This is a genomic window from Aestuariispira ectoiniformans (genome assembly GCF_025136295.1).
GTDB classification, from domain to species: domain Bacteria; phylum Pseudomonadota; class Alphaproteobacteria; order UBA8366; family Aestuariispiraceae; genus Aestuariispira_A; species Aestuariispira_A ectoiniformans.
In genome coordinates this window covers 828,929-853,008 of the sequence record NZ_CP062788.1, presented here as the reverse complement: position 1 = coordinate 853,008, position 24,080 = coordinate 828,929, and the positions used below count along the sequence as shown (strand labels likewise).

Below are 24,080 nucleotides of genomic sequence, written 5' to 3'. Positions count from 1 at the left end.
TCCCGTCATATTAGAGAATGTTGACTTCGACATTTTCCGATAAGGCATTGGCTATAAAGCAGTAACGATGCGCACGATCCTGCATTTTGTCCAGTTCCTCTGTCGCAACAGTGAAGCCTTTATCAAACCGGACGACGGGATGCAGGTCTATCCGGGTCACCGTCGTCTGGCCTTTGTGGTTTTTTCCCAGATGGGCAATTGCATGATCCTGAAAGCTTGCCACCGGCCAACCGGCTTTGGCGGCAAGCGCCAGAAAGGTCATCATATGGCAACTGGACAACGCAGCCGCCAAAGCCTGTTCAGGGTTGGTATTCGCCGCATCGCCACCCCAGTCCGGGGCCACATCCACGTCCAGCGTGATGTCCTCGGTAAACCGCACGGTATGGGCGTTGGAATACTGGCCGGGGCGAAAATCCGGCTCGGAACGCGTCCAGTCAAGTTCAACCTTAAGATCAGACATCACAGTCGCCTCGCATGATGGGGTTATGGTTACGCCGCTATCGCAATCTTCTTTTTGGGATCGAAAAACGGCTTTTCTACGACAACGGCCCGGGCGGGACCAAACACGGTCTCAACGTTCAACTCAGTACCGATTTCGGCATCTTCTGCCGACACCATGGCAAGCGCAATATTCTGTTCCAGTCGCGGCGAATAGACCGCGGAGGTTACCTTGCCGACGGTATCCCTGCCCTTGGTGATCGGCCAGAATGACGTGTTCGGCCCTTTGAGCGGGGCACAGTCGAGGCGCAGCCCGACCTGTTTGCGTTTGACGCCCTTGTCACGGATGCGCCGCAGCGCAATCTTTCCGATAAAATCCGCCTCCATATCCGGGCTTACCAGGCGATCCATCCCAAGCTCGTAGGGGTTGGTGTGGATGTCGGCATCAGCATGGTAGGAGAGCATCCCGCCTTCAATCCGGCGGATCGACGAGGTATGGCCGGGTTTCAGTCCATAGGGCGCACCGGCAGCCATGATTTTTTCCCACAGCACATCGCCACAGGCACCGTCACGCAGATACAGCTCATACCCCAGTTCGCTGGACCAGCCGGTCCGGGAGACAATCAGGGGGATACCGTCCAATTCAACCTCGCGCAGCCAGTAGTAACGCAGGTCCATGATCTTATCGCCGAACAGCGCCTTCATCACCTCGCCCGATTTCGGCCCCTGCAACTGCAGCGGCGAGACATCAGGCTCGCGAATTTCGATATCCATTCCGGAATGAACCGCAACGCCCTGCGCCCACAACAGGACGTCGCTGTCCGCCAGCGAGATCCAGAAGTGGTTTTCGGCCAGACGAAGAAGGATCGGGTCGTTCAGAATGCCGCCTTCCGTATTGGTGATCAGGATGTATTTGCACTGCCCTACGGCCATATTCGACAGATCGCGCGGCGTCAGCTTCTGCACGAATTTCGCGGCATCCGGCCCGGTGATTTCCACCTGCCGTTCCGCAGCGACATCACAAAGGATCGCCTCATTCACGAGGTTCCAGAAATTCTGTTCCGGATCGCCAAAAGCACGGGGAATATACATGTGGTTGTAGACGGAAAATGCCGTCGCCCCCCAACGAACCGTTGCGTCAAAATAGGGGGATTTCCTGATCTGTGTGCCAAAGCCGAAGTCGTCTGTTTGTGCCATTCTGGTTACCTTTCCCGGCAGGGTGTTCAAGACACCACACGAACTCTTCCGAAGTCGGGCGAATGATAGCCGAACCGGAGATTGCAAAGCGGACCAAAATTGGTGCTTCCGCAGACCGAATGGCCCAAAAATCCTCTGTAGTCGGACCGTTTGGTCCAACCCGTGTCATCTGGGTCCGCGCCGGTTCAGTTTTCAGGGTCTGCCACCAGCCGGGCAAGGTTGGGCTGGGCCGATTTGATCTCCCGGGTGACAATGTATGTCATGTAACGGGCAATCTGGAATTCCTCCGCCAGAAGGTCGTCCATCACGTCCTGAAAAACGGACAGATTGGGCGAGACTACCTTCAGGACATAATCCATACCGCCGCCCGTCGCGATGCATTCAACAATCTGGTCCAGTTGACGGATATGATTTTCAAAACGGTCAAAATCCGATTTGCGGTGTTCCTTAAGCGAAACCGTCACGATGACCGTCACGAAGTCCGTGATTTTATTCAGGGCGATTTCCCCATGGTATCCACGGATAAGACCGGCATTCTTCAACCTGTTGAAACGCGCCCAACATGGCGTCGCGGAAAGGTTCACAAGTTCGGACAACCGGGTTTTGCTGAGCTGTCCGTTCTGCTGCACGGCAGACAGGATGCGGATATCCGCGGCATCGAGTGCAATCTTCCTCATTCTGCTTCCGCCTTCACCCCCGCTTCGGGACCTTTCGCCAGGACAAAGAAACTCTTCTACCCGGACTGGCACTTTATCACATATCGACCGTGACGATGCGCAATCCATTCGTGGACATCTGCCAGGTCTGTCACCAGTATAATTCCCGGAATCCCTATCGTCAGAGAGAAAATTTCTCGCATTAATTGAATTTCCTCCGCCACCCTATCATATTATATGAAACATCAATCAAGATGGCGGGGGCATTATGACTGATAAACAAAGCGATGTTTTAAGTGTAGACCGTCCCGACAATGTTACGCGGCCACCCTATATCTACGGTACCGCCGTGATCATGGCGGTGATCATGCATATGGCTATGCCCTGGAATATTCCGGACAGGCTTATAACGGCCGAACACGGGCTGGTGACAGGCATCGGCCTGATTGCACTGGCGGCCATCGTGATCATGACGGCTTTTATTCAGTTTCGTCGGGCAAAAACGACCGTGGACTCGATGAAACCCAGTACGGCCGTAGTGACAAACGGCATCTTTGCCTTATCCAGAAACCCGATCTATCTGGGCATGACGGTTGCCCTCGTCGGCATTTCGCTGGCGTTGAACAGTCTGTGGATTCTGGTCATGGCCGTGCCAGTGTTGTTTGTCATGCATTTTGGCGTGATCAAGCGCGAAGAAGCCTATCTGGAGGCCAAATTCGCCGACAGTTACCGTGCCTATAAACAGAAGGTCCGGCGCTGGCTTTGATACGCAAATCACCTGAATTCTGTTATCGTTAGACAAACAGGACAGGAGGATGGCATGCGATCTCTTGGACAGGCCGTCGGCAAGGCTCTCTATGACGTCAGCCAGCAGGCGCGCATCAACTGGTTCGGCAGCCAGTATGCGCTGGCCCAGTTGCTCGCCCCGCCTTTGGATGCACCGATCCCGGAACCCGGCAGCATGCCGGGGTGGGCCGCGATCCGCCAGGACCTGAACCAACTGCTGCTGCAGGACTGGCAAAATATCGACCAGGACCTTTACAAGGCACCGGAAGACCTGATCCCGAACCCGCTGCATGTGGCGAAACAGTCTCTCCAGTTCCTGCGCGACCTGCCTGCGATCAACCAGCGCCGCCGGGGCCGCAGCCCGATCAAACTGCAGGAAGAGGAGGCCGCCGGGTATCCCGACTATTACACCCAGAACTTCCACTTCCAGTCGGACGGCTATCTCAGCGACCATTCCGCCGACCTCTACGACTATCAGGTGGAGGTGCTGTTTACCGGCGGGGCGGACGCCATGCGCCGACAGACCTTGCCTGCCATCCGACAGGCCCTGATCGACCGGACAAGGCCCACGCCTGTCCTGCTGGACGTTGCCTGCGGGACAGGCTGTTACCTGCGCAGCATCTGGCACAACTGGCCCAATCTGGCGATGATCGGACTGGACCTGAGCCCGGACTATCTGCACCATGCGGAACGCCAGCTTGCCAAGGCGGAGCATGTCGATTTCCTTCACGCCAACGCAGAAGACATTCCCCTGGCCGATGAAAGCGTGGATATCGTCACCTGCATCTATCTGTTCCACGAACTGCCCGAGACCATCCGGCGCAAGGTCGCCCGGGAAATGGCGCGGGTTCTGCGTCCCGGCGGGCGGTTGATATTCATGGATTCAATCCAGTTGGGCGACCATGCGCCCTATGATGCGCTGCTGGACCGTTTCCCCTATGCCTTCCACGAGCCCTATTACCGCAGCTATATCCGTGACGACATAGACGGGCTGTTCCACGAGACGGGATTGCGAATGAAAGAAAAGGAACGGGCTTTCTTCTCCACGCTGTGGGTGCTCGAAAAACCGGTCTGAAAAGGTGGAAGATAACGCGATTTCAGAAGCGATGCCAAAAGCCTAAAGCGGCACCCCTGTTTCGATGTCATGGGAAGCCACCCGGGATGCGTGGACGGGCTGATGAGAGCTGCGATAATTGCGTGGTGCCAGCCCGATCACTTGCTTGAAGGCGGTGCTGAAAGCACTTTCCGATGTATAGCCCAGCGACAAGGCGATTTCCGCGATACTGTCCCGACCGTCACGCAATGCCCGTTCGGCCAGGCGCATCCGCCATGTGCGAAGATACCCCAGTGGCGCCACACCGACCACCGCACGAAAACGGGCGGCGAAGCTGGTGCGGGACATACCGACGGCGCGCGCCAATTCGGCAAGCTGCCAGCTCCGGGCGGGGTTTTCGTGAATAAGCTGCAGGGCATGGCCGATCTTGGGATCGGCCAGACCACGCAACCAGCCAAGTGGCAGGGCCTCGCCCCGGTCGAGATGGGCGCGCAGGATTTGCACGAATATCAGTTGGGCCAGTTGGGCGCAGGTCAGGCGCCCCCCGGCCCTATTCAGACTTTTTTCCTGCACCAACTGTTCAAGAAGCCAGGCAATCGTGACGGCCTCACGGGCATCGCTGTGAACATGGAGACTGCGTGGCAGCACATCAAGCAGCAGCCCCTTACCGGCGTCGTTCAAGTCAATGTGGCCGCCAACGGCATAAAATACCGAGCCATCACCGATTGTCGCAACATTGTCGACACGCATGGCGGGACCATAGTCACCTGCCTTCTGCACAGGGGCCGAAAGATCACTGGCAAGGACAAAGCCCGGGGGGCAGTTCAAAAGGACAACATCGCCTTCACCCATGACCTGCGGCGCAGTCTCCCCGTCAAATTGCAGCAGGCATTCGCCCTTGATGGCGGCGATGAATTTCAACCTGTCGGTAGCAGGAAAGCGCAAAGCCCAGACCCCGCCGGCACGCAGCCCGCCTGAGGTCACAGCAACCGCTTCGACCAGGGTCAGGGTATCGGAGAGAGGGTCACTTGTCATTTCGTACGATCACCAAGATATTGCGGACTGATACGTATTAATAGTCCGGTTTCATGCCTGTATAAAGGGCCATCATCAGCATGGAGGACTAAATGAATACCCGACAGGCACCTTTGGAAAGTGAGTTTGGCGCGGCCTCGACTGCCGCCGATGTGATCGCCGGACATGACCTTGGTGGCAAGCTTGCCATCGTGACCGGCGGTTATTCCGGGATTGGCCTGGAGGCCGCCCGCCTTCTGTCGGAGGCCGGTGCCAGGGTAATCGTACCGGCCCGCAACCTGGAAAAAGCACGCAAGGCCCTGATGCCATTTCCGGCAATCGAGATCGAAGAGATGGACCTGATGGACCCGGCATCGGTGGGCGCATTTTGCGACCGCATAGTCGCGGGCGGCGCGGCATTGCATCTGCTGATCAACAATGCTGCGGTGATGGCCTGCCCTCTCACCCGTGACGCGCGCGGCTTCGAAGCGCATTTTGCGACCAACCATCTCGGCCATTTTCAATTGACCGCCGGATTGTGGACAGCCTTGACCAAGGCCCATGGCGCCCGAGTGATCGCAATGTCCTCGCGAGCCCATAGGCGCGGCCAGGTCGATTTTGACGATCCAAACTTCAAAAACCGGCCCTATGACCGATGGGAGGCCTATGGCCAGTCAAAAACCGCCAATGCACTGTTTGCCGTCGCGCTCGACCGGCGTGGGGCGGACCGGGGTATCCGGGCCGTTTCAGTCCATCCGGGTGGAATTCTGGACACCAATATCAGCCGCCATATGTCCGAGGCTGAAATCGAGGCGTCCGGCTTTCGCGCTGCCGACGGCCAATCAATCGTCGATCCTGAGAAAGGGATGAAGACCATCGCCCAGGGTGCGGCCACCACCCTCTGGTGTGCGGTCAGCCCCCAGCTTGACAACAAAGGCGGGGTCTATTGCGAGGATTGCAATATCGCCGTCGCCGAAGAAGCCGATTCCGCCACCCTCAGCGGTGTACGTCCCTGGGCGCGTGACCCGGCCCTCGCCGACCGTCTCTGGCGCCTCAGCGAAGAAATGACAGGCATCACGGTCGCGGCGAGCGCCGCATAGGCCAGCCAGGCGAAGACAACACGGCAGTCACTAAACCGCCAAGCCCCGGTAAAGGGACCGCTTGTGCGGTCCCTTATGCTTTTCAGTTTTTCCAGAAGGTCGGCGTCAGCAACACCAGAACGGTGAAAATCTCCAGCCGCCCCAACAGCATACCGACCGCCATGACCCATTTCGCGGCATCCGGCAGTGAGGCAAAATTGCCCGACGGCCCGACAATCGGCCCCAGCCCCGGCCCCACATTGGCAAGCGCGGTTGCCGCCGAACTGGTCGCTGTGATGAAATCCAGGCCCAGCACCCCCAGAACAGTCGCCAGAATGGCGAAGATCACCCCGAACAGGAAGAAGAAGGCCATCACGGATTCCGACACGCTTTCCGGGATCGGCTTGCGGTTGTAATAGGCAATGAAGACGCCATGCGGGCGCAGCAGGCGTTTCAACTGTACCAGGGTTGTCTCGAACAGGACCTGCACGCGGAAAATCTTGATCCCGCAGGTAGTCGACCCGGCGCAGCCCCCGATAAACATCACCACGAAAAACAGCGGATTGGCGAAGGTTCCCCAGGCGCTGTAGTCGGTCGTGGCATAGCCGGTCCCCGTCATGATCGAGGTGACGTTGAAAACCGCGTGACGCAGAGCCAGCCACATGGACAGGTCGTGCTGCTGCATCACATTGATCATGACCAGCAGGGTGGCTGCCCCCAGGATGACAAAAAAGCCGCGGACCTGATTGTCGCTGACCAGTGGACGCCAGTCCCCGCGGACGGCCTGGAAATACAGCAGGAAGGGCAAGGAGCCCAGGATCATGAAGGCCGTGGCGATGATCTCGATCCAGGGATCATCGAACACGCCAAGCGAGGCATCATGGGTCGAATGGCCACCGGTCGCCACGGTGGTCATGGCATGATTGACCGCATCGAAGCCGGACATACCCGCCCAGACATAAAGCAGGGCGCAGGCCGCCGTCAGCGTGACATAGATGATACTGATCCAGGCACCGATCTGCGCGGCGCGGGGCAAGGCCTTTTCAATCCGCTCCGCAAATTCCATGCGGAAGATCTGCATGCCCCCCACCTGAAGGATCGGCAGGACGGAGACCGCCATCACAACGACACCGATCCCGCCCAGCCATTGCAGGATGGACCGCCAGAGAAGAATACCGGGCGGCGCATTGTCCAGACCGACGATCACGGTGGACCCGGTCGTCGACAGCGCCGACATCGCCTCGAAATAGGCATCGGTATAGCTGAGCTGCAAATCCGAAAACATCAGGGGTAAAGCGCCAAAACCGGAAAGCACCACCCAGGACAGGGCGGTCAGGATGAACGCCTGCCGCACATTCAGCAGGTTGGCGTTGGTTCGCGTCGTCAGGATCAGGGTTATCCCGACAAAAAGGGTAAAGCCCGCGGACATGGTAAAGACTTCCCAATCCGCATCATAGACAGCCGCATCGACCAGCGCAGGCAGCATCATCGCCACCGACAACATGCTCAGAAGCATTCCCAGCACAAAAAAAATCGGTCGAAAGTCCAACAACGGCCGACTACCCCACTTTTATCCCTGATCGTTCCCGCCGAACGGCCCCGTCAGTCATCTGAAATGCGCTGGGCCGCAAAAAGCGGCCCAGACGATAGCATATCCTGAACAAGGTCAGGCAAGGTTTATTCGGTCAGATATTATGCGGCTTCATCTGCTTGCGGCCACCCACCAGCGACAGGAATTCGCCGCGCGTGCGCGGGTCGTCGCGGAACAGGCCGGTCATATAGCTGGTCACCATATCCACGCCCGGTTTGTGAACGCCACGGCAGGTCATGCACTGGTGCTGTGCGTTGACGATCACCGCAACGCCCTTCGGTTGCAGGGCCGTGGTGATGGCATTGGCGATCTGGGCCGTCATCTTTTCCTGGATCTGAAGACGCTTGGCATAGATTTCCACGACGCGGGCCAGTTTGGAGATGCCGACAACGCGCTGGTCCGGCATATAAGCCACATGGACCTTACCCAGGATCGGCGCCAGGTGATGTTCGCAATGACTTTCAAAGGTAATGTCCTTCAGGACAACCATTTCGTCATAGCCGTCGGTTTCCTCGAAGGTCCGGGTCAGCATCTTGTCCGGATCTTCGGCATAACCGGCAAAATATTCTTCGAAGGCACGCACGACGCGGCCCGGCGTATCAAGCAGGCCCTCACGATCGGGATCGTCGCCCGCCCAACGCAGCAGGACCCGTACGGCGGCTTCAGCCTCATCCCGCGAAACACCGCCAGGGTTTTGGTTATCCTTGCTCATAACACGCTCTTTCCTTAGCTTTCGTCTCTTGCCGCATGGCCCCGAAGGACATTCACGACCCACCCATCAATGCAGTTGTTGCGGCTGGTGTGGGCTGTCCAGGGAAAAGGTCGGGATCTGCACCTCGAACCGCCCACCGTCAGCCGTTTCCATCTCATATTCGCCGCCCATGAAGCCGGACGGCGTCGTCAGCGGGGTTCCGCTGGTATATTCGAAGCTGTCACCCGGTTTCAAGACCGGTTGTTCACCAACCACGCCCGGCCCGCGCACTTCCTGATTGCGCCCCATGGCATCGGTGATCATCCAGTGACGGTTGATTAGCTGCACCTGAAAATCACCGTGGTTTTCGATGCGGACATTATACGCCCAGACGTAATGGCCGTCTTCCGGGGACGACTGGTCTTCCAGATAGATCGGTTCGACGATGACCTTTACGCCGTTTGTGGTTTCCTCATACATCGGGACTAACGTCTCTTTCGGGCTCGATTGCAAAAACCTCCCTGCTCCCTAACCAACGGTAGACGAAATGGCAAGCGGCCAATCGCCATTCGCCGGGACAATGGCACATCACTAATATGGGGTTTCCCATATGCGCGTCCACTATAATTGATTATGCGCCTTTTGCCCGGCAAAGCGAAAAACCCTGCGTCAGCGCGGCCTTAGCCGTCGTCACCCGCCGGGTAGAATAATACCTCCACCCGCCGGTTCAACCCGGCAGGAACGCTGTCCGCCGTCGCCAGAAGCGGACGGTCCTCTCCATAGGCGCTGACGGCAATCCGGTCACCCGGCAGACCGGCGGCAATCAGTTGATCGCGAACCGCATCCGCTCGTTTCAACGACAGCGCCATATTATATTCCGGTCGGCCGCTGCGATCGGCATAGCCAACGACGGAGGCCACCGGTGCATCCCGGCGCATCGCCTCCTGCCCCAGTTGGCGAACAATCGCCTGATCGGCGGAATTCAACTGGTAATCGTTAAAGGCAAAGGATATCCGATAGGGATCGCTCAACTGCCGCTCCAACCGCAACACCGCCGTCTGGAAGGCGTCATGACAGGCGGCGATGTGATCCATCTGCCAGCCTTCCTCCAACTGTTCCATCCAGCAGTCATAAGCCGCCTGCGCCTTGGCTGCCTGCCGGGGATGGGTTTCCGCCGCGCCGCGCGCCATCAGGGCGGACAGGCGTTTACGCGCATCGTCCAACCGCTGCCGACCATAGGCCAAATCCCAGTCAGCCGCCCGTTCGGGCAAGGGGCGTTTACCTGCCGCTGCCGCAAGGCCCTTGCGCGCAAAAGTCCTGGCATCCGGCCAGTCATACATCTGTTTCGATTCAAACAGCGCCAGACGGCGGTATTCCTCGGTCAGCGCCTTGTCAAAGGCACTGCCTGTCGCCTGCGCCGTCTCTACATCTTTCAAATCCGTCGTCAGACAGGCCCCCAACGGCAAGGTCAGAACCGCCAGACAAACCAGTTTACGATAATGATGTCCAATCCTCACAACACCCTCCTGTTCATAAGCACAGGCAGGAGTGTCCCAACAGATCAAGCCGGGAATATGCAGGAAAGAGGGAAAAAATGTGTCCACAGCCCTTTCCCGCGATGCCCGGCTGCAGTATTTCCTTAAAGGGTTGAGAAATATTGATATTATAGCCGGATCACCCGTGCCGGAGGAGCAAACCGCGTTTGAGCGAGCAGACCAGAATTCCCCTTTTGGAACCCGATATCGGCGAAGAAGAGCGCCGGATGGTGGACCAATGCCTTTTGGAAAACTGGGTCTCTTCCGCCGGCCCCTTCGTGGAACGCTTTGAAAGCGCCCTCGCCCGGCGCTGTGGCGTCAGCCATGCGGTCAGCACCGCCAGCGGCACCGCCGCCCTGCATCTTCTGTTGATTGCCGCCGGGATCGGGCCGGGCGACAAGATCATCCTGCCCGACTGGACCTTTGCCGCAACAGCCAACGCGGTGATTCATGCAGGTGCGGAGCCCGTCTTTCTGGATGTGGACAGCTATTGGGGTCTCGATTGTGCCCTGGTTGAGGACTGCCTCAGCCAGCCCGACCACGGTATCAAGGCCATAATTGCCGTCGACCCGCCCAACGGCACGGCTGATTTCAGCACCCTGAAAGCGATCGCCGACCGGCATGGGGTCCTGCTGATCGAGGATGCGGCAGGCGCGCTTGGCACCACATGGGATGGAAGGCCCGCAGGCAGCCTCGCCCATGCCGCCATTGTCAGTTTCAACGGCAACAAGATCATGACCACCGGGGCGGGCGGCGCGATCCTGACCGATGATGAACATCTTGCAGAGCAGGCCAGGCATCTGGGCAGGCAGGCGCGCGTCGGGGCGGACTATCATTATGACGCCGTCGGCTACAACTGCCGCATGGCCGCGGTCAACGCCGCCATCGGCATCGCGCAACTGGACCGCTTTGACCAGACGCTCTCCCGGCGGCAGGAAATATGGAGCCGGTATAACAGGGAGCTGGCCGCGCTGCCCGGTGTAGAAATTCAACCCCTTCGCCTCGGGACCGTCGGCAACGGCTGGATGGCCTGTATCCGCCTGCCCCACCGCGACGACGCCGATGCCCTTGTCCGTCATCTGGAGGATCATCACATCACGGCCCGCCCCTTCTGGACCGCCTTAAGCAATCAGCAACCCTATTCGCGCTATACTAGAGTTTTAACAGGTGCCGCCGCCGCACTTTCCGGGACGGTGGTCAGCCTGCCCAGCAGTACGGGGTTGAACCATGGCGACCAGACACGGGTTATTGACGCTGTCAAAGTTCACGCCAAGGCCAAGGAAGGGTGACGATATGCGATGGATTTTGATCGGAGGCGGCGGCCATGCCAAGGCCGTGGCGGATATGCTGGCGCTGCGCGGGCAGACCATTGCCGGTTACCTGGCGCTTGAAAAAACGCCCGGTTCCCCCTGGACCTATCTGGGCGGTGACAAGGATACGGAAATCCCTGCGGGTTCCTTTGTGGCGCTTGGCCTGGGCGGGGTAACGCCGGAAGGCCTGACCCGTCGGCTGGACCTTCTGGACTATCATCAACAACAAGGCCACACCGCACCGCCAATCGTAAGCCCCCATGCCATCATCGCCGGGTCCGCCGATATCGGCACCGGCAGCACCATCATGATGGGGGTTTCCATTCAGGCCGCGGCAAAGATCGGCATGGGCGCAATCATCAATACCGGCGCAATCATCGAACATGACTGTATAATCGGCGACGGCGCGCATATCGCACCGGGTGCGATTGTCCTGGGCGGATGCCGGATTGGCCGTTGCGCGATGATCGGCGCAGGGGCCATCATCCTGCCCGGTGCCGAGGTTCCCGACCAGGGCATGGTCAGCGCCGGTAAACGTCTGGCGGCAGACACATAGGAAACAGCGGACTGAACGGCATGTCACACCTCGTCGAAACCGATATAAAGCGCCATTGCTGTAATCCGGAGGCCAGCATCCGCGAGGTGCTGGAACGGATGAACGGGCTGGCCCCGCATGTCTTCATGGTGGTTTGTGACGATCAGGGCGTGATCCAGGGCACGGTTACCGACGGCGATATCCGGCGCGGCATCCTGGCGGGCAATACGATCGACAACCCGATCAGCGCCTGTATGTTCACCGACTTCAAGACCGTTCCCTTCGGCGGCAAAATTCCCAAAAGGCGTTTGCGGGCCTTTGAATTCCTGCCTCTTGTGGATGAGAGCCACCGCCTGAAGGCTCTGGCGATCTGGCAGGAAGGTGCGGGCAATGAAATCCGGCATTGCATGATCATGGCGGGCGGTTACGGCAAACGCCTGGCCCCACTGACGGCAACCGTACCCAAACCGCTGGTCAAACTGGGTGACCGGCCAATCCTGTCGCATATTCTGGACGGGTTGGAAGCGGCCAATATCGCCCATGCCTATCTGTCCGTGCACTACCTGTCGGAACAGTTCGAGCAATTTGCCAGCCAATGGCAGGGCGACATCGACCTGGAACTGATCCACGAAAGGGAAAAGCTGGGCACTGCCGGTGCGCTTGGCCTGCTGCCGAAGGTGCCGGACGCGCCCATCCTTGTGATCAACGGTGACGTCCTGACCGACACCAACTATCAGGCGCTCAAGGATTTCCACGATGCCCATGGCTATGACGCCACCATCGGAGTTACCGTGCATGACACGGAAATCCCCTTTGGCATCATCCGCCAGCAGGAGGACGGTACGCTGGACAACATCGAGGAAAAGCCGGTGCTGACCCATTTCGTCGCCGCGGGCATTTACTATCTGGCCCCCGAAATCCTCGAAATGGTGCCGGAGAAACAATCCATCGACATGCCGGACCTTCTGAATCAGGCCGCCGCCGCAGGCAAGAAGATCGGCCTGTTCCCCATCCACGAATACTGGCGCGATATCGGCCGCCCCGCCGACCTGCAGGCCGCCGGGATCGACATCCAACGCTAGCAGGACAGGCAGCATGCAGAACCGCAAGATATTCATCACCGGCGCGGACGGCTTTATCGGCAGCCATGTAACCGAGGCCGCCGTGAAGGCAGGCGCGCAGGTCACCGCACTGGCCGCCTATAACTCTTTCGGCACCAACGGCTGGCTGGACGACCTGGAGGACGATATCCGCCGGGAGGTCAAAATTGTCCGGGGCGATATCCGCGACAGTGGCTTCATCCTGCGTGAGGCACAGGGCCAGGATATCATCCTGCATCTGGCCGCCCTGATTGCCATCCCCTATTCCTATGCCGCGCCACAGTCCTATGTGGATGTGAACATCCAGGGCACCCTGAATATTCTGGAGGCCGCCCGCCATTGGGGCATCGCCCGCGTGGTGCATACCTCCACCAGCGAGGTCTATGGCACGGCGCAATTCTCGCCGATCACCGAGGACCACCCCCTGCAGGGGCAGTCGCCCTATTCGGCCAGCAAGATCGGCGCGGACATGATGGCGGAATCCTTCGCGCGCAGCTTCGACCTGCCGGTGGCGATCCTGCGGCCTTTCAATACCTATGGCCCCCGGCAAAGCGAACGGGCGGTGATCCCGACCATTATCCGTCAGGCCCTGGACCCGGATTGCGCGGAAATCCGGATCGGCGACCTGACGCCAAAACGGGATTTTACCTTCGTCACCGATACCGCCGGGGCCTTCCTTGCCCTGGCAGGGGCAGAGGGCATCGACTTTGGCCGCCCCTATAACGCAGGCACCGGCCATACGGTGAATATCGGGGATGTGCTGGACGAAATCCGCAAGCAATGCGGCGGTGACAAGCCGGTCGTCACCGACAGTCGGCGCCAGCGCCCCTCCAAGTCGGAAGTGCGGCTTCTGCAGGCCGACCACAGCCGCCTGACGACAGCCACCGGCTGGCGGCCCGAAACATCTCTGGCAAAGGGACTGGAACAGACAATTGCCTGGTGGCAAAAGCAGATCACGCAGGGTAAGCTGCGCCGCGATACGGATTACGCGACCTGACCACCTGCCGGAAAGTCTTCATCCATGAAACGTCTGCTTGCCTTTGCCCTGCTGACCCTTGTCGTATTGGGCGGCCTTGCCTACGCCGGATATGCCTATACCCATTACTATCCGCCGGGCCGGATCTGGTACAAACGGATGAAGGCGGACAACAAATATGTCTTTGACGAAATTCCCCCCGCCATCGCCAAGGTTGACGCCAGCAAACTGATCTCGCTGACCAGCCAACAGGCGGTCGCGGAACGCCGCGCCAGGCTGGCCGCCCTTTATTTCCGCGATGCGCGGACCCTGATGACAAGCCTGCCGGTGGTGAAACAGGTGGAAACCGACCCCTACGGTATCGCCACGGGGCAGGACCTGGCGCTGGTGGAGCGGCTGGAAACGGAAATCGAGCTGCCGGGCACCCCCAACTATCGCGCCGTCTATTTCCATTTCCGCCCGAAGAACTGGAACGGGCGCGCCGTGCAATATAACAACGGCTATGCCAGCAATATCGGCGCTCAGACCAAACTGATCCGTCAATTGCTCAAGCAAGGCTACGGCGTTGTCGCCCATAACTTCCCGGGCTATGGGGAGCAGTTCCCGTCACAGTTCACTCATGACCGCTTCGGCCCGATCTCGCTGGGCTTTGACGCCCAGATGGATTTCATCGACCATGCGCTGCGTATCTATCTGCAGCCGGTTTTCGCAGCCAACAATTACCTTCTCAAGCAGGGTGATGTGAAGGAGGTCGACCTGATCGGTTTCTCTGCCGGGGGCTGGGTGGCGACCCTGACCGCCGCCGCCGATACGAGGCTGACGAAAACCATTTCCATTGCGGGCGTCTATCCGATGTATGTGCGCCCCCATGCCTTCGGTAACGAGCGGCCACGGGTGCATTATTATCCGCCCCTGTTGCAGACCACCAACTATCTGGATGCCTTCGTGGCAGCCGCCAGCGGCGCGGAGCGGAGCTATACCCAGATATTCAACCGCTATGACCGCTGCTGCTATCGCAACCGCTATGGCAAACTCTACGAAAAGGACGTGGCCGACGCCGTCACCAAGGTGAATGCGGGTGGTCATTTCCAGGTCCTTCTGGACGAGACCCATGCGGAACACAAGATATCCGACTGGTCCATTGAACAAATTCTGAAAATTCTGAAAGATTAAGCGAAGGGGGAGAGGAAACCATGGCCGTCTTGCTTTGCAGCACATCCGAGTCCGTCGACGATTGGGCGGAGGCCCTGCGCAGCCTTTCCGGGATTGACCTGCGCGTCTGGCCCGACGCCGGTGACCTGACAGAGATCGACTATGCCATTGTCGCCCATCCGCCGCTGGGCGTCTTGCCGTCGCTTCCCAACCTGAAGGCCGTGCAGTCGCTCTGGGCGGGGATCGAACATATCACCTGCGACAAGGACCTGGACCCGACCGTCCCCATCCTGCGTATGATCGACCCGGGCCTGACCGGCGGCATGACCGAATATGTCACCATGCATGCGCAACGCTATCACATGCTGGCCCATGAATTCGACCTGCAACAACAGCAAGGCAACTGGCAGCCTCGCACCCCGCCGCTGGCAAGCGAGCGCAAGGTGGGCGTGCTTGGACTGGGCGTATTGGGATCGGATGCGGCAAAACGGATGGCCGATCTCGGCTTTCAGGTCCATGGCTGGAGCCGCCGCCCCAAGACCCTCGACGGGGTGACCTGCCATCACGGTGACGACGGGTTGTTCGACCTGCTGGAACAGGTGGAAATCCTGATCTGCCTTTTGCCACGCACGCCGGAAACCGAAAACCTGATCGACAGCACGACCCTGAATGCCATGCCCGAAGGGGCCTGCATCATCAACGCGGGCCGGGGGGAGCTGATCGTCGATGAGGACCTGATCGCGGCCTTGGACAGCGGCCATATCGCCGGGGCCACACTGGACGTCTTCCGGGAAGAACCCCTGCCCGCCGATCACCCTTATTGGACGCATCCTCGCGTGACGGTGACGCCGCATATTGCCAGCGTGACCCGCATCTCAACCGCCCTGCCCGTGGTGGAGCAGAACCTCAAACGCCTGATGAGTGGTGAAAAGGCCGAAGACCTGCCCGGACTGGTGGACCGCAAGGCCGGATATTAGAGCGGCGACGTCTGTATTTGGGCAGAAGCCGCCCGCTTACTTGTGATTGACCAACGTATCCTGATCGGTGCGGTCGCGGATTTCCTCGCGCCGCGCCTCCGCCGCCAGTTCCATGCGCAGGGGCCGCTCGCCGCCGACCCAGCGGTTCATGACCAGGGATGCCACCATATCCCCGGTCACATTCAGCGTCGTGCGGCTCATGTCCAGGATACGGTCGACGCCCAGGATCAGGGCGATTCCGGAGGATGGGACCCCCACCGTGCTCAGCACGGTCGCGAGGATGATAATGCCCACGCCCGGCGTTGACGGCGCGCCGATAGACGCGCCCACCGAGGTCACTACAATCAGCAACAGCCCGTCCATGCCCACATCGATCCCGAAAACCTGCGTCAGGAATATCGCGGCCACGCCCTGATAAAGCGCAGTGCCGTCCATATTGATGGTCGCCCCGATCGGCACGATGAACTGGCTGATGGAAGGGCGGACCTTCAGTTTTTCCTCCGCCGTGCGGATCGACAGCGGCATCACCGCGGCAGAGCTGGAGGTGGAAAAGGCCAGCAGCATCAGTTCCCTGATGCCGCGTATGAAGGTGATCGGGTTATAGCGCGCCACCAGCGTCACGATGAGCAGGTAGGCACAGAACAACAGCAGCAGCCCCGCCAGCACGGTCAGCACATAAACCCCCATGCCGACCAGTGCCTCCAGCCCGGTGCGCGCCGTCAGCTGCGCGATCAGGCCGAAAACCGCAAGCGGGGCCAGAAACATGGCCCAGCGCACCACCGTCATACAGACCCCTTGCAGCGATCCCAGCAGGTCGAGCAGCGCCTTTGCCTGTGCGGCCGGCATCAGCACCAGCGCCAGCCCGACCACGACGGCAAAGATCACCACGCGCAGCATATCGCTGTCCGCCATGGAATTCAGCGGGTTGGTCGGCAGGACCCCCAACAGCATCTGCGGCACATCCTTGAGGGCGGGCAAGCCCTGGGCCGCCTCCGCCGCCGGGATTTCCTGGCCCAGGGTCGCGGTCAGCAGACTGCTGTCGATATAGAGGCCGGGCTTGATCACAAGCGCCAGCGCCAGGCCGATCACAATGGCCATGGTCGTGGTGGTAATGAAATAGGCAACAACGCGCAGCCCCATGCTGCGTAGCTGGTCAGCACTTTCCGACGCCGCCAGCCCACGGATGATGGAGGCAAAGACCAGCGGCATGACAATCATCTGGATCAGCGCCAGGAACAGATGACCCGGCAGCGCCACCCAACTGCTCAACACCGCCGTGGTCTGGGGTGAGAGCCACCCCGCGGTTGGGCCCATCACAAGCCCCGCCCCAATTCCCAACACAAGCCCGACCAGTACCTGCAGCCACAACCGACCACGCATGAGGATGGTCAGCCGGTCGCTCATATGCTTCAGCGAACGCGGGTGCAAAGCCTGCAAAGGGTGTTGGGGTGCATCGGTGGGCATTGGCGCAAACCTGTTCTAATCGACGATTTGCCCGGAAGGGTATCACAGCACGCAAGAGGCGTGGATGATTTGGGTCATCCCGGATAACGCATCGGGAACAAACAAAACCGTTTCAGAAACACCGAAAGCCCCCGTTTCCACGGAGGCTGAAAAATCCCTAAATCACAGGATTATCGCGTCTTCAAACGACGGCCCAACCGGACGTCTTTACGCGTAAGTATTCACCAACTGGCCGCGCCCGCTGCTGTTCAGCTTCGGCGCATTGTCGGTCACTTCCGCGACCATGTCGGCGATCTGCTGCTCACCCTTCAGCATCTGCTTCAAACTCGCCAGGGACATTCCCTGACGGTTCATGGCACTGACGGCGGCGCTTGCTACGGCAACATCACTCATGACTTCATCTGGTCTTTCTGACCGCTCCTTTTTCCGTCCGTGCTTTCTGCCTCGGACCTGTGAAACCTCATTGGTATCGGACAGAGGTTAACAAATCGAAAACACATGCGCCAGGGAAAATACAATTAGAAGGCGATCTACCTGTCCACAGACAACGCAAGCAGGTCTGCGCGCAGGTCATCGGCATTCCTGTCGGGTAATGATTTTTCCAGGGCCGCATGGGCCTCACGCCAGACCGGCACCGCACGCGCCAGCAGGTCCCGCCCTTCGTCAGTCAGGAGCAATCGCCGTGTGCGTTTATCCTTTTTATCCGGCGCAACCGTCAACAGACCGCGCCGTTGTAACGGCTTCAGGTTGGCGGTCAGGGTTGTCCGGTCCATGGCAAGCAGTGTTGCCACGCTGCTGATGGCTGGCGGTTCCGGCCGGTTCAAGGACATCAGCAGGGAAAACTGCCCGTTGGTCAGTTCAAACGGCCTCAACAGGTCGTCGAAATAACGCGCCATGGCCCGCGCCGCCCGCTGTAGGTGCAGGCACAGGCAGGCGTCCCGCACCTCGATCGTCACCCCATAGGGAAGAGTGGCTTCTTCTGTCATACCTACCATTATGTTGACATCAACGTATTTATCAAGTTATACAAAATTTGCCGCCATGAAATCTACCCATGATTGCATGGCCCTGCGACAAAACGAATTCCGAACAGGGACGATACCACGTCCTTCAGGCCGTCCTATAAGGAGACTGCATATGAGTAAACATGAAAACGCCGCCCCGGCCAGATGTATGCACAGCCTTTCGCCTCATCTGGTCTGCGAGGGTGCCGCCGCCGCCGTTGATTTCTACAAGAAAGCCTTCGGTGCAGAAGAAATGATGCGCATACCGGCACCCGACGGGAGACTGATGCACGCCTGCCTGTGGATCAACGGGTCCACCGTCATCGTGATGGACGCCTTTCCGGAAATGGGTGCCGTCTCTCCCCAGGCACTGGGCGGCTCCCCCGTCACGTTGCACCTGATCGTGGAAGACACGGACAGCGCCTTTGACCGCGCCATCGACGCCGGGGCCGTTGAGGTCGCGGCACCGGACGACATGTTCTGGGGCGACCGTTACGCTGTGGTCAAGGACCCCTTCGGCCATAGCTGGTCCATTGCCACCCCGCAAAAGAACTTTAGCGAAGAGGAAATCATCGAACGGGCCAAATCCGTCATGATGGAATGCGGGTAAGCCTAACGCCGGTTTCTACCGCCTGAAAATCAAAGCCCCCGCCTTATGCGGGGGCTTTGTTATCCAGATGCCATGCTCGCCAGGTCATTTCTGTATTTGTTCAATATAGTTGTCGACCAGCGCCCGAAGCTGCTTGTCCTGGGAATAGGCCTGCTGGATGGCATTATACTCCGCCACCTGCAAACCTGCGGCCTGGACCGCCGAAATCATCTCTTCCATCCGCTGTTGCTTCAGGGCCTCCTGCTTTTCGGTGCTTTCCGTGGCCTTCACCTGTTCCTGATATGATTTCGCAATCTGCTGAACATCAAGGCTCGCCACGGCAAAGGCCTGCAATTTATCGTCAGGAATAGTCTGTGGCGCCGACGGCGCCGTTGGTTGTGTCTGGGCCTTCGCCATCGGCCCCGCAACGATCAGAGCAATCGCGACGCCAAGTGCGGCCAGAACGAGAAACGGCGGGCGCAGAAAAGTTATACGTAAGTCAGTCATGGAAATCCTTCCGGCATCTGTCGATACCTGCTGTGACACTCAAAATGGGCTCTGCACGACAAGCCCGCTTACTCAATCGACGGGCAGATGCGGCGAAAGTTCCAAAATCAAATTATTTTTTGCCTATCTTTGCGCAGGGTAAATCGGGGTGTATCGTCTTTGGCGTTATTTGGCAGCCAAGGGGAAATGAATATGCTCAAAGGACGCTGTGACTGCGGCAAGGTCAGTTTCGAAGTGGAAGACGCCCGCAAATCGGTGACGGTCTGTCACTGCAGCCAATGCCGCCGGACAAGCGGCCATCTCTGGGCCGCCACCCATGCGCCCTTTGACAAGCTTCATTTCACCAGCGAAGAGGGGCTCGAATGGTATGCCTCCTCCGACTACGCCAAACGCGGCTTCTGCAAATTCTGCGGCTCCAGCCTCTTCTACCGCATGAATGACGAGGACGGCATCGGCATCGCCGCCGGATGCCTCGACAGCCCCACCGGCATGACGGTCGAAAAACACATCTTCGTCAAAGACAAGGGCGACTATTACGACATCGGGGATGGCAAGCCACAGATTGAGAAGTATTGACGGAGACGATTAAGGGCTTTTGGAATAAAGCATCGCTTACATTAGCGCCTTTTTATGAGGTTGCTAATATTTTGTAAGGGGAAAGGACAACCTCGGTGGATAAAATTACAGAGTTTCTCCAATACCTGAACCAATACTCGGCTGGCATCACCGCCATTGCGACAGTCGCGATTGCATTTCTAAGCTTTTACTTGGCAAAGGAAAACAGACTTCTACGGAAAGCAGGAACTGAACCTGAGATTGTAGCATATCTTACTCCGACACCCAATGGCAGCGGCGGTATAGATTTTATTATTGCCAATATTGGCCAAGGGCCAGCGAGAGAGGTTAACTTCAAATTTGAATGCAACGAAGACGATTTTGAACAGCACAATGTGCTGCTTCGTAATCATGAGAACCGCGCGGCACTTTCGGTTCTCCCACAAGGCGAGCGATTAGTGTCACTCTTTGGAATTGGGTACGTTTTGGTTCAGGGAAATGAGAATAGCAGTCACGAAATGCTTAAACCCTTTAAGGTTAAGATCAGTTATAAGGGTCTAGATGGAAAGGAACATCAATCAGTTCAAAATATCGATATATCTCAGTTCTCCGGTTTACGCGGTATTTTCTCCAAGCCAAGCGGCGACCAACTCATTGATATAGCCAGGACAATAGAAAAACACCTGGGGAAAATAAGTAAGCATACCATTGTTTGTTCAGACGTATTAGACACCACGGAGATAGCGGAATCCTTCCGAACCTTTGCAGCCGGAAAGCCAATAAAGCCCAACAAGAAACATCAATAGAGGTTAAGCCCCACCCGTCAGCCTAACCGCAGTTCCCTGTATCGAGCACGAGATTGCCGTTGTTTGTTGGAAGGCCTCAATAGATCGTCACCCCCGCCTTCGCGGGAATGAGCGGAGGATGGTTTGGGACTGCCCTAGTCCTCCGACCGGCCTGTGTCGTCGCGGTCGCGGTCGTAGTGGTGTTTTAGGGGGAAGGGTGGCAGCCAGCTTTCGCGGCGGATGGTCCAGAGTTCGTAGCTGGGGGCCAGTTGGTCGGGGGCGTCGAGCGAGCCCAGATTGACCTCGATCTCGTCATCTGTTTGCGAATAGACGGAAGAGCCGCAGCGCGGGCAGAAATGCCGCCCGGCATAGTCGCCGGTTTCGCCCTCCACAGTTACCGCCGCCTCCGGGAAGATCGCAGAGGCATGAAACAGCGCCCCGTGATGCTTGCGGCAATCAAGGCAGTGGCAAAGCCCGACGCGATAGGGCTGTCCTGTCGCCGTGAGGCGGACGGCCCCGCAAAGGCACCCTCCCGTGAAATGTTCCATGCTTCCCCTCCCCTGCAACATCCTTTGCTGTCAAAGAAAAACGGGGAGGCCGCAGCCTCCCCGTCCTGACTTAACCTTCCACGTCCGAGGCAACTTTCAGGGAGATGATCTTGTCCGGATCATCAACCGCGCCGCTGCCGGGAGAGCCTTTCTTGATCATGTCGACATATTCCATGCCGTCGACCACCTGACCCCAGACGGTATACTGGCCGTCCAGATGCGGGGCATCCTGGAAGCAGATGAAGAACTGGCTGTTGGCGCTGTTCGGGTCTGCGGTGCGCGCCATGGAAAGCGTGCCGCGTTTATGCGGTTCGCGGGTGAATTCCGCCTTCAGGTCCGGCTTGTCGGAGCCGCCCATGCCGGTGCCGGTCGGGTCACCGGTCTGCGCCATGAAACCGGCGATCACACGGTGGAAGACGACCCCGTCGTAAAAGCCTTCCCGCGTCAGTTCCTTGATCCGGGCCACGTGGTTGGGTGCCAGATCCGGACGCAGTTCGATAACGACACGCCCATCCTTGAGTTCCATATAAAGCGTGTTTTCCAGGTCCTGCGCCTGTGCCGCACCGCCGGCGGACAAGGTCATGCCTGCCACCAGGGCAACGGAACGGAGTAACCGCGAAGAAAAGAAGGCCATGAGAATCCCTTTCCCAAGTCTTGAATGGTCTGTATAGCGGGCCGCAGATTACCCAAGTGACACGGCAATTGCACCCCTTTCCCGACTCAGGCTAGTCTCTTTTCATGCTCGACCAGATTTTTGTCTTCGATATTGAGACCATTCCCGACACCGATGCAGTCCCGCTTCTGACCGGTGTGACGGATGAGGATATCCCCACCCGCCGCAAGGCGCTGGAGGACTATCACCTGGAGGTGACCGCCGGTCGCAATGCCTTTCCGCGCCAGTGTTTCCACCGCGTCGTGGCGATCAGCTTCCTGCGCGCCAGCATCCTGCGCGACGGCCCCTATGAGGCCTATCAGATCGAGGAAATCCGCTCTGGCGGAACAGAGGAATCCGACGAGCAGGAGTTGATCAAAGGCTTTTTCCATTATTGCGGCCGCCACCTGCCGCGCCTGGTCAGTTTCAATGGCCGGGGCTTTGACATGCCGGTGCTGAAATATCGCGCGATGAAATACGGCATCTCCGGCGAGTGGCTGCACAAGGGCGCCAATAAATGGGAGAACTACCAGCAGCGTTATGCCAAGGACTGGCATTGCGACCTGCTGGAGGTCCTGTCGGACTATGGCGCATCGGCGCGACTGAAGCTGAACGAGGTTTGTGCGGCCTGGGGCCTGCCGGGCAAGACCGGCACCGACGGCGGCGACGTGATGGAATTGTTCGACGCGGGCAAGATCAAGGATATCCGTGACTATTGCGAAACGGATGTGCTGAACACCTTCCTGGTTTATCTGCGCTATGCGCTGCACGCGGGCATCACCGATGTGGACGGCTACAACCACAGCCGTCTTCTTCTGCTGGGCGAGATCGAGGAACGCGCGGCAGAGACCCCCGCCTATCAGAACTTCCTGAAGGCCTGGCAGGACGCCTCCGGTGGCACCATGTCGGCGTTTTAGCCCGCCGCCAGAACGGTCTGCAGCACAGCCGTCTCCGGACTGTCGCCGCGCCTTTCCCCGCAGACCAGATAGTAACCGCGGCCGGTGCGGATTTCCGGGCCGACCCGCACCACCTGCCCGGCTTCCAGCGCCGGGCCAATCTGCGTGCCCCAGCCGAGGCCGACACCGCGCCCTTCGGTCACCGCCTGCAGCAGGAAGGTGTAATGGCGCAGCATGGACTTATGGCTGCTTCTTCCCCGCCCAGAAGGCAGCCCCATACGGGTCAGCCAGTCTTCCCAGGTGAGCCAGCCCTGCCCGCCCTCGTCCAGATGCAACAGCGGCATTTCCGGCAACGCATGCCAGCCCCCATCCGATTTCAACGCCGGATGCCCATCCAGAAAGGCGGGTGAGCAGATCGGGAAAACCACCTCATCGAACAGTTTCACCGCCGCCATGCCCGGCCAGTGCCCGGTCCCGAAACGGATTGAATAATCCACATCCGCCCGGTCCAGTTCACGATAGGAATTGGTTGTCACAATGCGGATTTCGCGATCCTCGAAGGCATCCTGCAGGGCGGCAAAACGCGGCATCACATAAAGATGGGCCAGGTCATAACTGCAACCGATGCTGAGCGCCCGATCCTGACGGGTCCGCCGGATTTCCTGAAACACCGCCTGGATATGGCTGAGCCCCAGATTGACTGCATCATAGAGGCGCCGCCCCGCAGGCGTTAATTCAATTCTGTTATGATGGCGCTCGAATAATGCGCTGTTCAGGTGATCCTCCAGATTGGCGATATGGCGGCTGACAGCCGGTTGCGAGGTGCCAAGTTCCTTTGATGCCCTGGTAAAGCTGCCGTGACGGCCCGCACATTCAAAGGCGGCCAGGGCATTCATCAGGGGCTGAAGATCACACAGGGTTTTCATAACTTGATGTTATGCAGTGGCCCAGCATTTTCAATCTTTAACTGACCCCGCCATACCGGCATT

General features: G+C 58.8%; 28 protein-coding genes. 13 read left to right on the top strand and 15 right to left on the bottom strand.

The window, feature by feature from the left end; translation table 11 throughout:
- Window positions 1-10 precede the first annotated feature (10 nt).
- The 3 genes from IF205_RS04285 to IF205_RS04275 form a co-directional block, all read right to left on the bottom strand.
- A complete protein-coding gene (locus IF205_RS04285; RefSeq protein ID WP_259782058.1) occupies window positions 11-460 on the bottom strand; it encodes an OsmC family protein in 450 nt (149 codons plus the stop codon).
- Between the two features lie 29 nt (window positions 461-489).
- The gene (locus IF205_RS04280) at window positions 490-1,635 is read right to left on the bottom strand and encodes a glycine cleavage T C-terminal barrel domain-containing protein (RefSeq protein ID WP_259782057.1); all 1,146 of its coding nucleotides are present in this window, start codon (window positions 1,633-1,635) and stop codon (window positions 490-492) included.
- Window positions 1,636-1,820: 185 nt separating this feature from the next.
- Entirely contained in the window at window positions 1,821-2,312 is a 492-nt protein-coding gene (locus IF205_RS04275; protein ID WP_259782056.1) for an Lrp/AsnC family transcriptional regulator, read from the bottom strand.
- Between the two features lie 247 nt (window positions 2,313-2,559).
- Here IF205_RS04275 and IF205_RS04270 point away from each other — a divergent pair, with 247 nt between their 5' ends.
- A complete protein-coding gene (locus IF205_RS04270; protein ID WP_259782055.1) occupies window positions 2,560-3,057 on the top strand; it encodes a methyltransferase family protein in 498 nt (165 codons plus the stop codon).
- 54 nt (window positions 3,058-3,111) lie between these two features.
- Complete coding sequence (locus IF205_RS04265) at window positions 3,112-4,152, top strand: class I SAM-dependent methyltransferase (protein ID WP_259782054.1); 1,041 nt, start codon at window positions 3,112-3,114, stop codon at window positions 4,150-4,152.
- Window positions 4,153-4,194: 42 nt separating this feature from the next.
- Here IF205_RS04265 and IF205_RS04260 read toward each other — a convergent pair whose 3' ends face one another.
- Window positions 4,195-5,166 (bottom strand): AraC family transcriptional regulator, encoded by a 972-nt coding sequence (locus tag IF205_RS04260; RefSeq protein ID WP_259782053.1) that lies wholly within the window; start codon window positions 5,164-5,166, stop codon window positions 4,195-4,197.
- 92 nt (window positions 5,167-5,258) lie between these two features.
- Between IF205_RS04260 and IF205_RS04255 the strand changes: the two genes are divergently transcribed.
- A complete protein-coding gene (locus tag IF205_RS04255) occupies window positions 5,259-6,245 on the top strand; it encodes an oxidoreductase (protein WP_259782052.1) in 987 nt (328 codons plus the stop codon).
- Window positions 6,246-6,327: 82 nt separating this feature from the next.
- Here the strand turns inward: IF205_RS04255 and IF205_RS04250 are convergent, their stop codons facing one another.
- The 4 genes from IF205_RS04250 to IF205_RS04235 all read right to left on the bottom strand — a co-directional run bounded on the left by IF205_RS04250 (window position 6,328) and on the right by IF205_RS04235 (window position 10,023).
- Window positions 6,328-7,740, bottom strand: coding sequence for a TrkH family potassium uptake protein (locus IF205_RS04250; protein WP_259782051.1), 1,413 nt, complete (start codon window positions 7,738-7,740; stop codon window positions 6,328-6,330).
- 169 nt (window positions 7,741-7,909) lie between these two features.
- On the bottom strand, window positions 7,910-8,527 hold the full coding sequence (gene folE, locus IF205_RS04245; RefSeq protein WP_259782050.1) for a GTP cyclohydrolase I FolE: 618 nt from the start codon (window positions 8,525-8,527) through the stop codon (window positions 7,910-7,912).
- Between the two features lie 66 nt (window positions 8,528-8,593).
- Window positions 8,594-8,986, bottom strand: a complete 393-nt coding sequence (apaG, locus tag IF205_RS04240; protein WP_259782049.1) for a Co2+/Mg2+ efflux facilitator ApaG/CorD — start codon at window positions 8,984-8,986, stop codon at window positions 8,594-8,596.
- A gap of 200 nt (window positions 8,987-9,186) precedes the next feature.
- On the bottom strand, window positions 9,187-10,023 hold the full coding sequence (locus IF205_RS04235; RefSeq protein ID WP_259782048.1) for an OmpA family protein: 837 nt from the start codon (window positions 10,021-10,023) through the stop codon (window positions 9,187-9,189).
- Window positions 10,024-10,208: 185 nt separating this feature from the next.
- On the opposite strand from IF205_RS04235, the gene IF205_RS04230 reads away from it, so the two are divergent.
- The 6 genes from IF205_RS04230 to IF205_RS04205 are packed head-to-tail and all read left to right on the top strand — an operon-like array spanning window position 10,209 to window position 16,091.
- Window positions 10,209-11,330, top strand: a complete 1,122-nt coding sequence (locus tag IF205_RS04230; protein ID WP_259782047.1) for a DegT/DnrJ/EryC1/StrS family aminotransferase — start codon at window positions 10,209-10,211, stop codon at window positions 11,328-11,330.
- 4 nt (window positions 11,331-11,334) lie between these two features.
- Entirely contained in the window at window positions 11,335-11,907 is a 573-nt protein-coding gene (locus tag IF205_RS04225; RefSeq protein WP_259782046.1) for an LbetaH domain-containing protein, read from the top strand.
- A gap of 20 nt (window positions 11,908-11,927) precedes the next feature.
- Window positions 11,928-12,968, top strand: coding sequence for a nucleotidyltransferase family protein (locus IF205_RS04220; RefSeq protein WP_259782045.1), 1,041 nt, complete (start codon window positions 11,928-11,930; stop codon window positions 12,966-12,968).
- Between the two features lie 13 nt (window positions 12,969-12,981).
- Window positions 12,982-13,983 carry an SDR family NAD(P)-dependent oxidoreductase gene (locus IF205_RS04215; protein WP_259782044.1) on the top strand — a complete coding sequence of 334 codons (1,002 nt, stop codon included), beginning with the start codon at window positions 12,982-12,984 and terminating at the stop codon, window positions 13,981-13,983.
- Window positions 13,984-14,007: 24 nt separating this feature from the next.
- A complete protein-coding gene (locus IF205_RS04210) occupies window positions 14,008-15,135 on the top strand; it encodes an alpha/beta hydrolase (protein WP_259782043.1) in 1,128 nt (375 codons plus the stop codon).
- A gap of 20 nt (window positions 15,136-15,155) precedes the next feature.
- Window positions 15,156-16,091 carry a 2-hydroxyacid dehydrogenase gene (locus IF205_RS04205; protein WP_259782042.1) on the top strand — a complete coding sequence of 312 codons (936 nt, stop codon included), beginning with the start codon at window positions 15,156-15,158 and terminating at the stop codon, window positions 16,089-16,091.
- A gap of 36 nt (window positions 16,092-16,127) precedes the next feature.
- Here IF205_RS04205 and IF205_RS04200 read toward each other — a convergent pair whose 3' ends face one another.
- The 3 genes from IF205_RS04200 to IF205_RS04190 all read right to left on the bottom strand — a co-directional run bounded on the left by IF205_RS04200 (window position 16,128) and on the right by IF205_RS04190 (window position 18,550).
- Window positions 16,128-17,555 carry a dicarboxylate/amino acid:cation symporter gene (locus tag IF205_RS04200; protein ID WP_259782041.1) on the bottom strand — a complete coding sequence of 476 codons (1,428 nt, stop codon included), beginning with the start codon at window positions 17,553-17,555 and terminating at the stop codon, window positions 16,128-16,130.
- A gap of 207 nt (window positions 17,556-17,762) precedes the next feature.
- Window positions 17,763-17,948 carry a hypothetical protein gene (locus IF205_RS04195; protein WP_259782040.1) on the bottom strand — a complete coding sequence of 62 codons (186 nt, stop codon included), beginning with the start codon at window positions 17,946-17,948 and terminating at the stop codon, window positions 17,763-17,765.
- Between the two features lie 137 nt (window positions 17,949-18,085).
- Entirely contained in the window at window positions 18,086-18,550 is a 465-nt protein-coding gene (locus IF205_RS04190) for a MarR family winged helix-turn-helix transcriptional regulator (RefSeq protein WP_311195734.1), read from the bottom strand.
- A 142-nt stretch (window positions 18,551-18,692) separates the two neighbouring features.
- Between IF205_RS04190 and IF205_RS04185 the strand changes: the two genes are divergently transcribed.
- Window positions 18,693-19,169, top strand: a complete 477-nt coding sequence (locus IF205_RS04185; RefSeq protein WP_259782039.1) for a VOC family protein — start codon at window positions 18,693-18,695, stop codon at window positions 19,167-19,169.
- 84 nt (window positions 19,170-19,253) lie between these two features.
- Here IF205_RS04185 and IF205_RS04180 read toward each other — a convergent pair whose 3' ends face one another.
- Window positions 19,254-19,655 carry a DUF4168 domain-containing protein gene (locus IF205_RS04180; protein WP_259782038.1) on the bottom strand — a complete coding sequence of 134 codons (402 nt, stop codon included), beginning with the start codon at window positions 19,653-19,655 and terminating at the stop codon, window positions 19,254-19,256.
- 192 nt (window positions 19,656-19,847) lie between these two features.
- On the opposite strand from IF205_RS04180, the gene IF205_RS04175 reads away from it, so the two are divergent.
- A complete protein-coding gene (locus tag IF205_RS04175) occupies window positions 19,848-20,231 on the top strand; it encodes a GFA family protein (protein ID WP_259782037.1) in 384 nt (127 codons plus the stop codon).
- 95 nt (window positions 20,232-20,326) lie between these two features.
- Window positions 20,327-21,016 carry a DUF8453 domain-containing protein gene (locus tag IF205_RS04170; RefSeq protein WP_259782036.1) on the top strand — a complete coding sequence of 230 codons (690 nt, stop codon included), beginning with the start codon at window positions 20,327-20,329 and terminating at the stop codon, window positions 21,014-21,016.
- Between the two features lie 134 nt (window positions 21,017-21,150).
- On the opposite strand, the gene IF205_RS04165 is transcribed toward IF205_RS04170, so the two are convergent.
- Both IF205_RS04165 and IF205_RS04160 read right to left on the bottom strand, forming a co-directional pair.
- Complete coding sequence (locus tag IF205_RS04165) at window positions 21,151-21,543, bottom strand: GFA family protein (protein ID WP_259782035.1); 393 nt, start codon at window positions 21,541-21,543, stop codon at window positions 21,151-21,153.
- 70 nt (window positions 21,544-21,613) lie between these two features.
- Window positions 21,614-22,126: a peptidylprolyl isomerase gene (locus IF205_RS04160; RefSeq protein ID WP_259783232.1), complete on the bottom strand. Its 513-nt coding sequence runs from the start codon at window positions 22,124-22,126 to the stop codon at window positions 21,614-21,616.
- Window positions 22,127-22,281: 155 nt separating this feature from the next.
- Here IF205_RS04160 and IF205_RS04155 point away from each other — a divergent pair, with 155 nt between their 5' ends.
- Window positions 22,282-23,112 (top strand): 3'-5' exonuclease, encoded by an 831-nt coding sequence (locus IF205_RS04155; RefSeq protein ID WP_259782034.1) that lies wholly within the window; start codon window positions 22,282-22,284, stop codon window positions 23,110-23,112.
- Here IF205_RS04155 and IF205_RS04150 read toward each other — a convergent pair.
- The gene (locus IF205_RS04150) at window positions 23,109-24,017 is read right to left on the bottom strand and encodes a LysR family transcriptional regulator (RefSeq protein ID WP_259782033.1); all 909 of its coding nucleotides are present in this window, start codon (window positions 24,015-24,017) and stop codon (window positions 23,109-23,111) included. The two genes, IF205_RS04155 and IF205_RS04150, sit on opposite strands and share 4 nt — an antisense overlap.
- Window positions 24,018-24,080: the final 63 nt, after the last annotated feature.